Origin of the sequence: Paenibacillus pseudetheri (assembly GCF_924513355.1) — a bacterium.
Classification (GTDB): Bacteria; Bacillota; Bacilli; order Paenibacillales; family Paenibacillaceae; genus Paenibacillus_AQ; species Paenibacillus_AQ pseudetheri.
In genome coordinates, this window is sequence record NZ_CAKMAB010000005.1 from 122562 (window position 1) to 138029 (window position 15468).

Annotated in this window: 11 protein-coding genes; 3 read left to right on the top strand and 8 right to left on the bottom strand. The window is 43.5% G+C overall.

Annotated elements, in window-relative coordinates; all coding sequences use genetic code 11:
- Positions 1 to 6: 6 nt before the first annotated feature.
- From L1028_RS06350 to L1028_RS06370, 5 genes are all read right to left on the bottom strand, one after another.
- Positions 7 to 1005, bottom strand: coding sequence for a metal ABC transporter solute-binding protein, Zn/Mn family (locus tag L1028_RS06350; RefSeq protein ID WP_423803022.1), 999 nt, complete (start codon positions 1003 to 1005; stop codon positions 7 to 9).
- A 211-nt stretch (positions 1006 to 1216) separates the two neighbouring features.
- Positions 1217 to 3229 carry a methionine--tRNA ligase gene (gene metG / locus L1028_RS06355; protein WP_234532376.1) on the bottom strand — a complete coding sequence of 671 codons (2013 nt, stop codon included), beginning with the start codon at positions 3227 to 3229 and terminating at the stop codon, positions 1217 to 1219.
- Between the two features lie 350 nt (positions 3230 to 3579).
- Positions 3580 to 3843, bottom strand: coding sequence for a membrane protein insertion efficiency factor YidD (gene yidD / locus L1028_RS06360; RefSeq protein ID WP_234532379.1), 264 nt, complete (start codon positions 3841 to 3843; stop codon positions 3580 to 3582).
- Between the two features lie 2 nt (positions 3844 to 3845).
- Positions 3846 to 4307: a Fur family transcriptional regulator gene (locus tag L1028_RS06365; RefSeq protein ID WP_042129860.1), complete on the bottom strand. Its 462-nt coding sequence runs from the start codon at positions 4305 to 4307 to the stop codon at positions 3846 to 3848.
- A gap of 226 nt (positions 4308 to 4533) precedes the next feature.
- Complete coding sequence (locus tag L1028_RS06370) at positions 4534 to 6786, bottom strand: copper amine oxidase N-terminal domain-containing protein (protein WP_234532380.1); 2253 nt, start codon at positions 6784 to 6786, stop codon at positions 4534 to 4536.
- Between the two features lie 351 nt (positions 6787 to 7137).
- Between L1028_RS06370 and L1028_RS06375 the strand changes: the two genes are divergently transcribed.
- From L1028_RS06375 to L1028_RS06385, 3 genes are read left to right on the top strand one after another with little or no spacing between them, the layout of a single operon-like run.
- Positions 7138 to 8907: a sensor histidine kinase gene (locus L1028_RS06375; protein WP_234532382.1), complete on the top strand. Its 1770-nt coding sequence runs from the start codon at positions 7138 to 7140 to the stop codon at positions 8905 to 8907.
- Positions 8908 to 8918: 11 nt separating this feature from the next.
- Positions 8919 to 10163: a response regulator gene (locus tag L1028_RS06380; protein WP_234532385.1), complete on the top strand. Its 1245-nt coding sequence runs from the start codon at positions 8919 to 8921 to the stop codon at positions 10161 to 10163.
- A 23-nt stretch (positions 10164 to 10186) separates the two neighbouring features.
- Complete coding sequence (locus tag L1028_RS06385; protein WP_234532387.1) at positions 10187 to 11464, top strand: ABC transporter substrate-binding protein; 1278 nt, start codon at positions 10187 to 10189, stop codon at positions 11462 to 11464.
- A gap of 85 nt (positions 11465 to 11549) precedes the next feature.
- On the opposite strand, the gene L1028_RS06390 is transcribed toward L1028_RS06385, so the two are convergent.
- The 3 genes from L1028_RS06390 to L1028_RS06400 form a co-directional block, all read right to left on the bottom strand.
- The gene (locus tag L1028_RS06390) at positions 11550 to 13139 is read right to left on the bottom strand and encodes an ABC transporter substrate-binding protein (RefSeq protein WP_234532390.1); all 1590 of its coding nucleotides are present in this window, start codon (positions 13137 to 13139) and stop codon (positions 11550 to 11552) included.
- A 93-nt stretch (positions 13140 to 13232) separates the two neighbouring features.
- A complete protein-coding gene (locus L1028_RS06395; RefSeq protein WP_234532391.1) occupies positions 13233 to 14195 on the bottom strand; it encodes a carbohydrate ABC transporter permease in 963 nt (320 codons plus the stop codon).
- A 15-nt stretch (positions 14196 to 14210) separates the two neighbouring features.
- Complete coding sequence (locus tag L1028_RS06400) at positions 14211 to 15236, bottom strand: ABC transporter permease (protein ID WP_341482489.1); 1026 nt, start codon at positions 15234 to 15236, stop codon at positions 14211 to 14213.
- Positions 15237 to 15468 lie beyond the last annotated feature (232 nt).

The window sequence follows — 15468 nt, forward strand, 5'->3', positions numbered from 1 at the left end:
TCCTTTTTATTGTAAAGCCATAATCAGGTTTTGCAAATTTTTCTCCATCAAGGTGAAGTAGTTATCCCCGTTCTTTTCTTGCTCCGTAGTAAGGCCCTCTACTGGATTAAGTACCATAGTAGACACACCAGCTTCAGCCGCTAACGTCTTAGCCAGTTTATCGGAGACAAGCTCTTCAAAAAAGATGTATTGAATTTTCTCCTCTTTAACCATCTTCGCCAGGTTTACTAAATCTTGTCCACGCGGCTCAGCATCTGGGGATAATCCCATAATCGCATGCTGCTCAAGCTTATAGTCACGGGCAAGATAGGCAAAAGCTTGGTGCGAAACTACAATTTTGTGGTTAGGCAGTTTGGTAAGCTCCTGTTCAAATTTACTATCCAAAGCCTGTAAACGTTCAGCAAGCTTATTGTAACGCTCTTCATAACCATCTTTATGCTCCGGATCCACAGATTGAAGGCTTTCATTTATATTGCGCGCCATGATGATCGCTGATTTCGGACTTACCCATGTATGCGGGTCCGTATGAAGGCTGTCCCCAGAAGAATGGCTATTATGATCAGCATCATCTTCATGATGATTCTCTTCGCCGCTTCCCCCATGATCATGTCCGTCATCTTCATCGGTCATTATTAAATCAACGCCTTTACTTACTTCAACAGCTTCCACTTTACTGCTACTATCAAGTCCTTTTAGAAAATTAGGAACCCATCCCTCAAGCCCTGCTCCATTGTACAAGAACAATTGCGCTTTAGAGGTGTTGACAATATCCTGACTGCGTGGTGTCCAATCATGCGGCTCTACACCAACCGGAAGCAGATTAATGGCATTTATATCATCTCCACCAATTTCCCGAGTAAACTCATAAATAGGATAAAAAGTAGTTACAACATTTACTTTCCCTTCAACTATATTTCCACTGCTCTTAGGTCCACATGCAGTGAGTGTAAATACAAGCACCAATGCAAGTATAAGCAGACTTATTCGTGACTTCATAGCAACCATTAAATTGATCTCCCTCTCAAATCGTAATCTTTACTATTAGAAGTATAATAGTAATCATTACGATAAGTCAACCATAAATCCTAATAAGAAGATTCTGAATTTTATCCCTGCTTATACGTTGAAAAAAGGAATGCTCCCACAGCCTACCCGGCTGAAGGAGCACTCCCTTTCTTAATATAGATTTTCATTTATATGTTGTACATAACAAGTCTTACTTCACAATAGCTCCATTAGGCATGCTGTCTGGAACTGTAGCGATGGTTAACTGGTCACCTTTAGAAGCCGCTAAAATCATCCCTTGGGACAATTCTCCACGCAGTTTCACTGGCTTCAGGTTCACAATACAAATCACTTTTTGGCCTACCAGCTCTTCCGGTGTGTAAAACTTCGCAATACCAGAAACGACTTGACGCTGCTCATAACCCAGATCCAGCTGCAGCTTCAGCAGCTTGTCGGCTTTCTTCACAGGCTCAGCTGCAATGACCTGAGCTACCCGAAGCTCAGCCTTGGCGAAATCGTCGATACCGATCTCTTCTTTATGCTCTTCCTCAGGCTCGGATACCGCAGGAGCCGCAGGTGCTGCTTCGGTCGCTTCAGCAGCCGGTTTACCAGCGCCCATGGCTTCGGCGATATAAGCTACCTCTTGCTCCACATCCAGGCGTGGGAAGATTGGGTTGCCTTTCACCAGCTTTGTTCCTGCCGGAATCAGACCAAAGGTCTTACCGCTGTCCCATGTCGTTAATTCACCAACTTCGATGCCAAGCTGTTCCCAAATCTTCGCTGGGGTTTGCGTCAAGAACGGCTGCAGTAGAATGGAAGCGGTGCGAAGACCTTCCACAAGATGTCTCATTACGGAAGCGAGCTCAGCTGTTCTGCTCTCATCCTTAGCAAGCACCCAAGGCTGTGTCTCATCAATATATTTATTGGTGCGGCTGATAAAGATCCCGATAGCTGTTAGCGCTACGGAGAACTCCATTTTTTCCATCGCTTCTTCTACTTTGGCATAAGTATTCTCTGCCGCAGCTTGAAGCTCACCATCAAATGCTGTTACATTTCCTTCATACGCTGGAAGCTCTCCACCGAAATACTTCTCTACCATCGCACCTGTCCGGTTCAACAGGTTACCAAGGTCATTAGCAAGATCATAGTTAACCCGATCTACAAAGCTTTCCGGTGTGAATGTACCATCCGAACCAAATGGTACTTCCCGTAGCAGGTAATAACGCAGCGCATCCAGGCCGTAACGATCAATCAGTGTAACCGGATCAACTACGTTCCCTTTGGATTTCGACATTTTGCCATCCTTCATAAGCAGCCAGCCATGCGCAAACACCTTTTTCGGAAGAGGCTCACCCAGCGCCATTAGAATGATTGGCCAGTAAATGGTATGGAAACGGACGATTTCTTTGCCCACAATATGTACATCTGCAGGCCAGAAATTATCGTACAGACTGCCATCCTCAGAACCGTAACCCAAAGCAGTAATGTAGTTTGTCAACGCATCAATCCATACGTACACTACATGCTTTTCGTCGCCTTTAACCTTAACACCCCAATCGAAAGTCGTACGGGAAACCGCAAGATCCTCCAGACCAGGCTTGATAAAGTTATTGATCATTTCGTTCTTACGGGATTCCGGCAAAATAAATTCCGGATTCTCCTCATAAAATTTCAGCAATCGATCTGCATATTTACTCATCCGGAAGAAATAACTCGCTTCCTTCACCAGCTCAACGGGATGGCCGCTATCAGGGCTTTTTGCACCAATGATTACGCCATTATCATCTCGAACGATATCAACCAATTGCGTTTCGGTATAAAAGGTTTCATCTGGAATACTGTACCAGCCTTCGTATTCGCCTTTATAGATGTCACCTTGCTTGAGCAGTCGATCAAAAATATCCTGAACAACCTTTTTATGACGTTCTTCCGTAGTACGGATAAAGTCATCATTGGAGATGTCTAGCTTGCGCCATAATTCTTTAATGCCAACAACGATGTCATCTACGAACTGCTGAGGGGTTTTACCTGCTTCCTCTGCCTTCCGTTCAATTTTTTGACCATGCTCGTCTGTACCTGTAAGATACCTTACATCATAGCCGCGTAGACGTTTGTAGCGGGCCATGGCATCTCCAGCTACGGTAGAATAAGCATGTCCAATATGCAGCTTATCACTCGGATAGTAGATAGGTGTAGTTAAGTAAAAAGTTTTCTTCTCGCTCATTGATTAATCATCCTTTCTTTCATAAAAAGACAAAAAACTCCCGCCCCTATAATGGGGCGAGAGTATAACTCACGCGATACCACCCAAATTTCCTGTCTCTTCACAGAGAACAGGCTTCGCCAGTTCCCTCTCGGGAACTGTCCATTAACGCTGGAACACGCCGTTATCTTACGTGAACATCAATTGCAGTTCCCGCTCGAACACAGTTCCTCCCGGACCATATTCAATCTAACGCACCATACCGGCTTTCAGCTCGCTCCGGCTCTCTGTAATGGACGTACCGATTTACTCATCCGTTCCTCGGAATTCATACTATTACCTGTGAATATACCCAATGGCAAGGGCTCATGTCAAGTCGCACGAGCAGAATCCTTCTTGGTCGGGTGTTCCTCAAGAGGTGGAACCGGATCAAGTCCCCCTGGATGGAAGGGATGGCATCTAGCAATCCGCTTGGCAGCAAGCCATGAACCTTTAAGTGGACCATGGACTTCAATAGCTTCCAGAGCATAGGCCGAGCAGGTTGGATAGAAGCGACAAGTAGCAGGCTTAATCGGGGAAATGTACTTGCGGTACACCCGAATAGGAGCCTGAATCGTTCTACGAAGGGTAGCCATCCTTAGACCCCTTTTTTGTGATTAGCTGCTGCGACTAGTTCTTCTTCCCGGTTCTCTTCACATTCTTTGCAATAACCGAACACCTCAAATTTATGCTTGACTACCCGGAATTGATCAGGTGTATCCGTTAAATTCATCGGGCAGAAATTAATCGGGTAGGTTTTCTCGCATTGAAGGCAGATCATATGATGATGGTGATCCTGATGATTACAGCTTCCCTTGAATTTCACTCCGTCTTCGAAGACGATTTGTTCAAGTACACCAAGCTCTTCCATTACACGCAGATTACGGTACACGGTATCAAAGCTAAGTCCGCTATACTTGCGGCCCATATGCTCATAGACATCCTTCGCTGACAAATAACCCTTATTCTCGCCGAATAACTTGGCAAGCGTTTTGCGTTGGTCGGTGATTCGCAGACCTTGCCCCGACATGACCTCTAATATTTGTTCTGTCGACAGCATACGCTCATCTCCCATAACATTTCAGTTCATTTCATTTATGCTTCACTCTCTTAATAATGCCCCAAAATAAATGCCCCGTCAATGAAACAACCAAGCGTATGAGCGCTCATCAGAGTAAAATCATACATTTAAACACAAAAAGTCCGGCTGTGTATTCCTTAGCGGAATATTCAGCCGGACTTTTATTTCAGGTGAATCCCAAAAAACTTAAAGGATTGACCTTTTGTTATTTCTTCGCTGGCAGTGGTGTAACCAGGAAATTCACCGGCAAGTTACTACCGGAAGCTGCTGTAAACAAGATCTCCACGGAGCCGCCATAATCACCAGTACGATAAATCACACTGTTCATGTCAGCCGATGAGAGACTTCCCGATGTCGGCATGTGTACAATTTGACCATTAACCATGACAGGTCCCATGTAATTACCGCCACGTGGATTAAATGTAATCAATGAGTTAGGTGCAACACGATCGAATTTAATTTTGTATAACACGCCGAAATTACCTGCATTGGATGCTTCAGTACCATTCATTGGGTCTACACCGGTCAAATTCAAATCACTCAAATTGTCACCAAGAAGAAGTCTCGCAGGAGTTGTTCCTACTTCGTCGGTAACCGTGATGATGCGTGTAGAATCAGCATAAGTTCCTCGGTTATGCACCCCATCACGATCCAATATTGGAAGTGTAGGAAGTGTAGTTAGAGGATCTTTATTCGCTTCGATCATCATGACATTATATTCAATAGGATAATCGCTAAATAAATCCGCTTGGAGGGATACAATCTCTCCTGGTTTCATGGCAATTTTGTTTAGATCCGTAAGAATCGAGACGCTTTCTCCTGGCTGAAGGACCGTTGTCTTATAATGTTCCCTAGTAATCATAGACTTCCAGTAACGTTCTACAGACATTTTACCAGTGCCTTCTGGAAATGAACTTGGACCGCCAAAGCCTACATACTCTGTTGTAATTGTCGTAGGGTACAGATTGTTATTCTTAGCAATCACATACACCTTCGTTTTAATATTCATATTATTCTTGTGGTGAACCAAGAAGCGAGTTCCGCCGAATGATGTTTCTTTGTAAGTAATCCCTTCCGTATTCACTGTTTCTGGACTGTTACTGCGGATAAGGGTATAAGGCTCAGAAGAGAGATTATAGGCTACCTTCTGCCAAGTTGGAACCATCGATCCGTCGATGTTAAATACGCTACCTGGAGCACCGAATAATCTATAGAAATCTTCTTTACTGTACAAGACTTCATCTGAAATATTAATGGTCTTCTCAAAAGTGCTGATTGCGCCATGTGAATCTTTTACTTGAATAGCGACTGTTGCTGGACCTGGTGTAAAGAAAGCTTCTGCTTTGTTCGTCCAAGTCACTTCAATTGGATCACCGTCTGGGTCGCTGCTCAGATCCGAATAAGTGATCATTTCACCCATCTTGTAAGAATCTTTGTCTGTCGTGAAATTAGCGACTGGCGGTGTATTTGGTTTAAGTACATTGATGGTCACAGAGTAAGGATCACTCCACTGTCCATTCGCATCCATAACGGAATAGGATACTACATAAAATCCTGGTGTATCATAGATATCTTGCTTATTTCCTTCCCAGCTTTGATCGACAATGGCCGTACCATTCGGTGAAGAGCTGGAAGTCACGAAATTCACACGATCACCAGCATAAATTTCAGTTGGCACTGTAAAAGAAGCTTTTGGCTTCGTGTTCAGCGTAAGAATCACTCGTTTTTGCACGTTATCAACGGTATAAGGAATGCCTAATGCCCCGGTGATGGACGTCAAAGGAACCATGAATGTACCCTTGAATTGATAAGCAGGACCTTTCATCGTCACATTTTTACCATTAACGGAATAAATCTTACTGTCCGTCTTAAAGCGCATTACGTCGCTTCCTTTGGTAACAATGGTCTCTTTCGTTTTATAATCGTAAATGTATTTCACACCTACGCGTTCTACCATAGCTCGGATCGAAACGTATGAGACCCCATTCTTCACGGCCATTGGCTGATTAGCCAAATATTCAACGCCGTTTTGGTACATTTTGTTGCTGTTCATCATAAGTACAAGCTGATTACTAGCTGCAGCACGAACACCATCCGTTGGTGTAGGCTGTGTAGTGGTTTCAGGTGTGGCAGTAGGAATCGGCGTAGCAGTTGGTACAGTTGTTGATGTAGGTTCGGTTGTTGTCGTAGGTTCAGTCGTTGTCGTAGGTTCAGTTGTCCCTCCAGGAATTGGAGTTGGAGTTGGTGTAGGTGATACTACTCCCCCTGGTACCTCAGTTGGCATTGGCGGCAATGGATCAGTAGCTTCTGGCATTACATCCATAACAGATGTAGCTGCTGCTCCTACTGCATTCGTATTACCTGAGGTATTATTGCCAGCTTCAGCAAAAGCCGGCACTGCCGAGGCGGCCTGAGATATGGCCAAAACAGCAACTAACGTTAATTTCTTTAAATCCATGATATGACTCCTCTGCTCCTATTTGTAAATATAAGTAGGTCTCTGTCTTTTTCATACTCCTCTTATATTCCCCGCAAAAACGCAACCGCTCTCAGCGGAGCGGAAGAATTGCTTTTTGCCACGTTCGTTATAACAAAACATAGTATTAGACGCATCCGACCGCAAAAAGTTTCATTTTAAAGTAAAGAAAGATTAACCCAGTATTAAAACAAGCAAAGACAGCCTTTCATCCGCTACCCGAAAAATATGAGATTATCCATATAAATATGTGTATTTTACGGCAAGGTATATTCGCTTTCATTTGCTTTTGTTACAATGTATGGAAGAATATCTTTTCATGCGGGTGATGACATGTCCAAGAAAATCTCCATCCTCGTTCAATTAATCATAGGTTTCTCACTAATCATCTTTACTATCGTAGCCTTTACAATTTTTTTATCCTACCGTTCGTCATCCCAAGCTGTTCTTAACCGGTCGAACCAATATATTCTAGAATCCGTCAAACAGCTTCAAGGTAAAATGGACGCTATTCTTCAAGATAACGACAAACTCTCATCTACGATTATGTTCAGTCCCTTGATTCAAGAAACACTGGGAGACTTAGCAGAATCCCGCACCCCTCATACAGACGCTATGGATATCACCCGCTACATAGATCAACAGACACGTTCCATCAACTATGATATCCAGTTCAAGCTGCTCGGACTTTCAGATAATCAGGTATATACCAATAGCAGTTCCTTAAAAGTAATCTGGGACAGCGAGAGGGAAATCCGCAGCGCCTATTGGTTTCCGGCTATCGCTCAGAATAACGGCCGTATGGTCTGGTTTGGTGCAGATGTATGGCAGAACGGTACGATCCCTGTGGTCATGGGAGCTAGGCAAATTAATAATTGGAATGCTCTAAATCGTTTAGGAACTCTATTTCTTGTCCTTCCTGTGGAGGTCATCCATAACGCTGTCAGCCAATTTCACCTTGGTAAGAATGAGAAAATCCAAATTGTTGATTCCTTCAACACCATTGTCTATTCCACCGATCCAAATGAGATTGGGCTGTATATGGATGATAGACTTCTAAATCAGTTCAGCAACCATAAAGCACGAATCATCCCACATACCATAAACTCCCGCAATATGTACGTATCCTACGCCTATTCCCCCTACAGCGAGTGGAGCGTTTTTGCTTACATTGATTCTAAAGAAGCTGTTAAAGATTTAAATGGCATTCGCAGAAATATTATTTTAATTGGCTTGTTGGGGATGGCCGCAGCGCTATTGTTCACCTTCTTTTTCTCTTGGACACTGTCTAAACCGCTTCGTAATCTTGCAACCAAGCTAAGCAACGTTGAACGCGGAACCACACTGCCGTTTGTAAAAACAACCATGAACAAAGAAATGGCTATTCTATACTCAAGCTATAACTCCATGCTTCAAAACCTGGACCATACAATTGCTGACCTCTCAAGCAAACAAATCACTGAAAAACAAGCTCAGATCGTAGCTCTTAAAGCACAATTCCGCCCTCATTTTCTCTACAACACTTTGAATACCATCTATTGGTCACTAGCTAATAAACGCATGAGAGAAGAGTCACAGATGGTGCTCGCACTAAGCGATTTACTTCGTTACAGCATTGATCGTGGATCAGAATTTGTTACGGTAGAGGAGGATTTACAACAATTAGAACGATTCATTTATCTGCAAAAGCTACGATACGAGGACAAACTACAGGTTGATCTACATGTGAATCCTGAGGTCATGAATCGGCAGCTTATGAAGCTAACCCTTCAGCCCCTTGTAGAGAATGCTATCACGCATGGACTTGAACCTACGCTACGGGAAGTATGGCTCATACGTATTCGAGCTTATAGTGAAGGCACCTCACTTGTGCTAACAGTAGAAGATAACGGAGAAGGCATGAGCGAGGCAAGAATGGCAGAGGCCTTAATCAGTGGTGAGGTCACTCCGGAGAAGCTGCTTCACACCGGTATTGGTCTCTCCAATCTGAATCATCGTATAGAACTAATCTATGGACATGGATTTGGCCTTCATTTATCCACAAGCGATCTCGGAGGCTTACTAGTAAAAGTCACTGTTCCATTACAGTTCGATCAAGGGTAGGGGGCGAAGTGATGAATGTGTTAATTGTTGACGACGAAAGTTTTGTTCGACGTTCTCTGTCAGAAATGCTGGGAAATGCGAACCAGAATTTTAGCATCATTGGTTCAGTAGAGAATGGATTAGCAGCTGTACAACTGTTAAAAGAGCAGGCAGTCGATCTCGTAATATCAGATATACGAATGCCCGGCATGGATGGACTCGAGCTCTCTAAGCATATCCATGAATGTTATCCTGACACTGAAACGGTTCTGCTCACAGGTTATCAGGATTTCTCCTATGCCAGCCAAGCCATTCGGTACGGTGTACGAGAATATCTGGTCAAACCAAACTCAGTCGAAAATATTCTCGAAGTCGTAACAAGTGTGTACGAACGGCTGGAATTGAAAAAGCAACATAGGCAAGTATCGCAGCTGCGAGAAAAGAATCTGCGAGAGAAACGTCTTTCAGATCTACTTTATGGCATTCCATTGCCTTATTTTGAAGAACAGCTCATACCACCCTTTCATTCATTTGTCGTCGTAACTGTAAATCACCTAGGTGATGTTATGCCACAATACTGGTCCGAACAAGTGATGTATGCAGCGGTAATCAATATATTAGAAGAGTGTTTTGCGCTATACGCTAACGTTGTCGGCATTCAAGAGGAGCAAGAAGCGATAATCATGTTGTTTTATCCCCATGAACAATCCGAAAGAATCGATGAGGCGCTTACTCAGGAAATGATGATAAAGCTGTCTAGCATCTTGAAATCGCCTTTCAGCGCGGGTGTCTCCAACCCTCACTATGATCTTGGAGCCCTCGCAACAGCTTATCATGAGAGTCTGCAGGCGTGCCAACAGCTCAAAAAGAATAGTACCCGACCCGTTATCTATTATAGTGATGTATCCATGTGCTCAGCTTCCCCACAGCTTACGGAACAACTACAGGTGAAGGCTACTCGCAGGGCAATCTCAATGATGATTGAGGCAATGAATTCGCGACTCCAAGAGAACCTCTCTCTCAAAATGATTGCAGATGAATTATACATGAATCCAACCTATCTGGGCCGTCTGTTCAAAGACGATGTAGGAGAATGCTTCTCCAGTTTTCTTACCAAGCTTCGTATTCAAAAAGCAATAGAGCTGCTAAATAATGTTACGTTCAAAGTTTACGAAGTTAGCGAATTAGTTGGCTTTAAAGATCCTGCGTACTTCAGCCTCATATTCAAGAAATACATGGGTATGACTCCTCAGGAATTTCAGAAGCACAACAAATGAAGACGAGGTGCGTTCTCTTGCATGTGAATACTAAGTTGATGACTGTCCTGTTAAGCTTTGGATTGCTTCTTCATACAAGCGGTTGCCAGATCTCTCCTTCCAAGGAAGATATCGACCTGCAAGACCCGATCCAGCTGAACATCTGGCTTACCGCAGGATCGGGTCTTGAGCCGCTTATAGCCGAGTATCAAACGCAGCATCCCGAGCTAGAAATTCATATTCAGACCTCTACCTCCACACAGCTTCCCGCCAAGCTGCAGACTTCATTCGCAGCAGGATATAGCTCCCCTGATGTGGCGGCCATTGATATTAGCTATTTGGATCGTTTCAAGCAGTTCCCCGATTATTTTTATAACCTTACTACATTTGGAGCGAATGGTCTGAAGGATCAATTTCTGAGTTGGAAGTGGCAGGAGGTGCTCGGTAATGATTTCATCTTCGGATTACCGACTGATATTGGTCCCTACGCTATGTTGTACCGGACTGACATTTTCGCATTATCTGGACTCCCTACCAAACCAGAGGAAGTAGCAAAGCGAATCCAAACTTGGGATCAATTCCTCAAGGCAGGCACTAGAGTTCATAAGGCAACAGGCAAAGCCTTTGTCAATGACTTAGAGAATCTTTATCTAACCCTTTTACGCCAGTCCAAGCTTCAATATTACAGCCCCACTACACAAGAACTGATCATAGGAAATAATCCAGCAGTAAAAGGGGCCTGGGACTTTGCAATTCAAGCTCTGCGGCTGAATCTATCCGCAGGTATTGCTGTAGATACACAGCGCTGGGGCGCAGGTCTGCTAAACGGCGACTTTGCAGTGATGCTCTGTCCGGCTTGGATGATTGATCATATCAAGAGTAGTGCTCCAACAGCCAGCGGATTATGGAATGTAACGACCATCCCAGGAAATAGCGCTAATCGAGGAGGTTCCGTCCTTACCTTGCCTAGAACAGGCAGTCATCCAGAGGAGTCATTCGCGCTTATCAAATGGTTAACCGAGCCCGCACAACAGCTAATTTCATTTAAGTCAGAAGGGGCATTTCCCTCCACGCCCGAAATTTATGATGATCCCGAGATCCATAACCTGTCTGATCCTTATTTTCCCAATTCTGAGGTTGGACGTGTCCTCTCTACAGCAGCACAAGAAGTAGTTCCCACCTACTACGGCCCGCACCACGCCGATGTAGAAACAAATATGCTCGAGTATTTAACCAAAGCCGAGCAAGGTAAGCTAGATCCCGGGCAGGCTTGGTCACTTGCCATTCAGATGGCACAGAAAATAGATACTTCTTTCCGCTAACCTATTCATCGAACGCACAATAGAGGCTATCCCCAGCACAGTAATCATCATGCCGGAGATAGCCTTTTAGTTTCAATTAAAGTATTTATTTTTGAGCAGCTAAGAAAACATCTAGTTGTTTTTGTTTCTCTGCAATAATCTTATCAAGTCCGGCTTTCTTCAGCTTGTCGGCGTACTTAGTCAATACGGTATCGGGATCAACAGAACCCGTATCCAAACTGATGTCGTATTCATCCATTACAGCTTTACAAGCTGCTATTTCAGTCTTCATAGAGGATGCATCGAAGTTAAAACCGAGTGCAACAGAAGCTTTACCTTTGGAGTTGAAGGCCTTGAATTGCTCCCATTTGTCTGGAGCTTCACTTTCCCATACAGGATTCAGGAATTGGCTTCCAAGCATCCAGGCGGCAGCAGTATTATAGTCACCCGTTTTTTCAGTAGCTTTAATCGTATCGCCGCTAACGACATCATAATGGACACCTTTTACACCAAATACGAGCAGATTATTGATTTCTTTATCCGTGTGCAAAAGATCTAATACCATCATGGCACGAGCTGGATCACCCGAGGAAGCGGAGATCGCTAACATTGATCCTGCTGCATCACTAGTAGAAATCGTCGGTTCGTTAAAAGCAATTTGTTTCAGTTTTCCGACCAAACCTGTAGCATTAGCCAATTCACTATCTTTACCAGGTTTAAGTGATTGTACTGTCATAAAGACATTACCGGCCTTCATTGCATCTTGTGTAGAATTTGTGGCCACGGCCGCATCTTTGTTAATGTAACCTTTCTTCATGTATTCACGAGTAAGCTTGATGATTTCTTTATAACGGTCCAGTTCAATCATGGATAGAATTTTAATATCCGATGAATCCTTAAGCAGAACGCCCGGAATTGAAGCATCACCAAGCGTATCGTATTGCGCCATGTACTGGGAATTAAAGGTCTCTCCTTGTTTGAAGTACAGTGGGGTTAGGTCTGGTCTCTTCTCCTTTACTACTTTGAGCACGGCATCCAATTCTTGAATGGTCTTTACATTCGACATATCAATGCCTAGTTCATCCGCAATATCGGAGCGATAAACGATCCCGCCTTGTGCTGCTAGCTCCTTATTCGTAGGAACAGCATAATTCACACCATTGATCGCAGAACCTTTTAAGAATTGCGGGTCGAGATTTTTAAGAATCCCTTGGCCATATTCATTTAATAGATTACCGTACTTGCCGTTATCATCATTAAGTGGGAGGTAAGCACCTTTAGCTGAATTGGTTACATAATTTTTCCATTGGGCTGTAAAAATAATATCGAATTTCTCCTGACTGGCAATCTTCAGATTAACATCATTGTCCCATGGACCCCAGTCGATCGGTGCGATATCCAATTTGGCGTTAATTTTAGGTTCCAGAAGCTTATTGATAGCGTCTTCTACAACTTGCTCATCCTTTTGAACGGCACCGACATAGATTAACTTAACAGTATAAGGATCTAATTTCTTTTCCGGTTCGGCTGTTGGATCTGCAGCGGGTTCATCTGTTGCCGCAGCATTAGTAGCGGTTGCATTTTCACTTGGCGCTGGTGAAGCCCCTTCATTATTTCCTCCGCATCCAGCTAAGCTAAGACTGAGTACCACGATAAGCATCAGCGTTAATAGTGCGCTTGTTCGAATAGCTTTCATGTACACCATAACCTCCCTCAAAATATTTATATATGCTGAATCGGACGTTCACACACTTGCATAGAGCGCCGAATGAAGCCATTCCAATCCTCATTAGCCTTTAACAGCACCAACCGTAAGCCCTTTGATAAAATACTTTTGAAAGAAGGAGTAAACGAATACGATAGGACCGATCCCAATAACAGCCATTGCCATTCTTACCGTCTCGGTCGGCAGATTGATTTCTACACCTTGTGCAGCTAAGGCAGCCATCGCTTGAGGGCTTGCAGTCAGGAACTGAACGTTCAACATCGTCTTATACATTAAATACTGTAGATTGACATGCCCTTCGGGTGAAATGAAGATCAAGCTGAGATACCAGTCATTCCAATACGCCAAGGTCTGAAATAATCCTACTGTAGCTAGCACCGGTAACGACAAAGGCAGAATGATTTGAACGAAGATCCGAAACTCCGGTGCCCCGTCGATTTTAGCAGACTCAACCAGTGCTGGCGGGATTGTATTTGCAAAAAATGTTCGTAAAATAATTACAAAGAATGCTGAGACCAGCAGTGGCATAATTAGAATCCATAGCGTATCCTTCAAATGCATCATTTGAGTATAAACTAGATACCAAGGTACTAAGCCTCCATTAAACAAAAGTGTAAAAAACATAAAGAACGAAAAGAAATTACGATGTGGAAAATCCCCACGTGAGATAGGGTAGGCATACATTGCCATAATTACGAGACTCAGAATCGTTCCAACCACCGTCACAAATAAGGAAACGGCAGCCGCATCTATGATTTGCCAGTAATCTTTTAGCAGAAATTCATATGACGAGATATCCCACTTGTTCGGGAAAAAGCTGTAGCCGTGCTGCACAACAGATTGTTCATCTGAGAACGATACAATAATTACGAGAATCAATGGCACCACACAAATCGCTGTATAAATCCAGAAGAATATATTAATTAACAAATTGGAGATATTAGAAATTTCATTGGGTTGTCTTTGCCGTTTAGTTCTCTTTCCTGTACGACCCGACGGCCCGATTGCAGTTTCTGTCTGGCTCAACACGCCCACCTCCCTTTAAAATAATGCATCATCTTTACTTATTCGTCGTACGGCTAGATTCGCTAAGAATATCAGAAGAAATCCTACAACAGATTGAACGAGACCCGCGGCAGAGGACATCCCAATATCACCAATCGCCAGGAAGGTTTGATACACATAGGTATCGATAACTTGCGTAGTGGAGTATAGTGCTCCTGCGTTTCTAGTAACCTGAAAGAACAATCCGAAGTCTGCGTTAAAAATCCTACCAATCTGCAACAGCGTCATTACGATAATAACCGGACTGATCAGTGGCAGCGTGATTTTGCGTATCTGCTTCCATTTAGAAGCTCCATCAATCAGCGCAGCCTCATAATATTCGTGATCTATGCCGATGATCGCAGCCATATAAATGACCGTCGTATAGCCAATCTCTTTCCACAGCTTTACTATCACTAGAATCCCCGGCCAATATTGCGACTGCGAATACCATTCAATTGGATCTACCCCAAAGAACGGAAGCAGTGTCTTGTTCATGAACCCGTGCTCTGCACTCAGAAAGCCGTATACTAAATAACTGACGACGACCCATGAAAGAAAATATGGGAGAAACATTGCACTCTGATGGAATTTTGATAGCCATCTGCTGCGCATTTCGTTGAACATAATCGCAAAAGCCAGTGAAAAAAATAGTGTGAGTACAATAAACGCAGTGTTGTACAATAGGGTATTTCTTGTAATGATCCAAGCCGTCTCTGTAGAGAATAAATATTTGAAGTTCGAGAACCCGACCCAATCACTGCCTAGAATGCCTTTCTGGTAATTGATATCCTTAAAAGCAATTACCGTCCCTAACATCGGTATGTAGTTGTTGATGATCAGAATAATAATGGCTGGGAGCATCATCAAATAGAACACCCAATATTTCTTCATCACTCTCAGAAAATTCGGCACTCTCCCTCTGCCGCGTTTTTTTACTTCTGACAAGCTGACGGAAAGATTCGTCACACTCATGTTCTGTTCCCCCATTTCCCCATCATCCCAATCTAGAGCCTTTTTCACGCTTGTTCGGCTATCACCGTGCACATCCTTCTTACACTCTAATTAAAACATATGATAAATTATGGGAGTATAGGGAACATATTATATTTCTATAAAAAAAGAGATGATTATCCTTAATAACTAAGGATAATCATCTCTACTGTTTAAAATCATTTAATTAATTACAGCCGCAGGCTGGTCGATAATCCATTCACTCCCCTAAGGAGTCCCCACACCCGAAGGAGTGGGACGA

What these genes read in the sequence shown, in the direction of transcription:
- L1028_RS06350 (WP_423803022.1), bottom strand. Translation starts at nt 1,005, where the DNA reads ATGGTTGCTATGAAGTCACGAATAAGTCTGCTTATACTTGCATTGGTG.
- metG (WP_234532376.1), bottom strand. Translation starts at nt 3,229, where the DNA reads ATGAGCGAGAAGAAAACTTTTTACTTAACTACACCTATCTACTATCCG.
- yidD (WP_234532379.1), bottom strand. Translation starts at nt 3,843, where the DNA reads ATGGCTACCCTTCGTAGAACGATTCAGGCTCCTATTCGGGTGTACCGC.
- L1028_RS06365 (WP_042129860.1), bottom strand. Translation starts at nt 4,307, where the DNA reads ATGCTGTCGACAGAACAAATATTAGAGGTCATGTCGGGGCAAGGTCTG.
- L1028_RS06370 (WP_234532380.1), bottom strand. Translation starts at nt 6,786, where the DNA reads ATGGATTTAAAGAAATTAACGTTAGTTGCTGTTTTGGCCATATCTCAG.
- L1028_RS06375 (WP_234532382.1), top strand. Translation starts at nt 7,138, where the DNA reads ATGTCCAAGAAAATCTCCATCCTCGTTCAATTAATCATAGGTTTCTCA.
- L1028_RS06380 (WP_234532385.1), top strand. Translation starts at nt 8,919, where the DNA reads ATGAATGTGTTAATTGTTGACGACGAAAGTTTTGTTCGACGTTCTCTG.
- L1028_RS06390 (WP_234532390.1), bottom strand. Translation starts at nt 13,139, where the DNA reads ATGAAAGCTATTCGAACAAGCGCACTATTAACGCTGATGCTTATCGTG.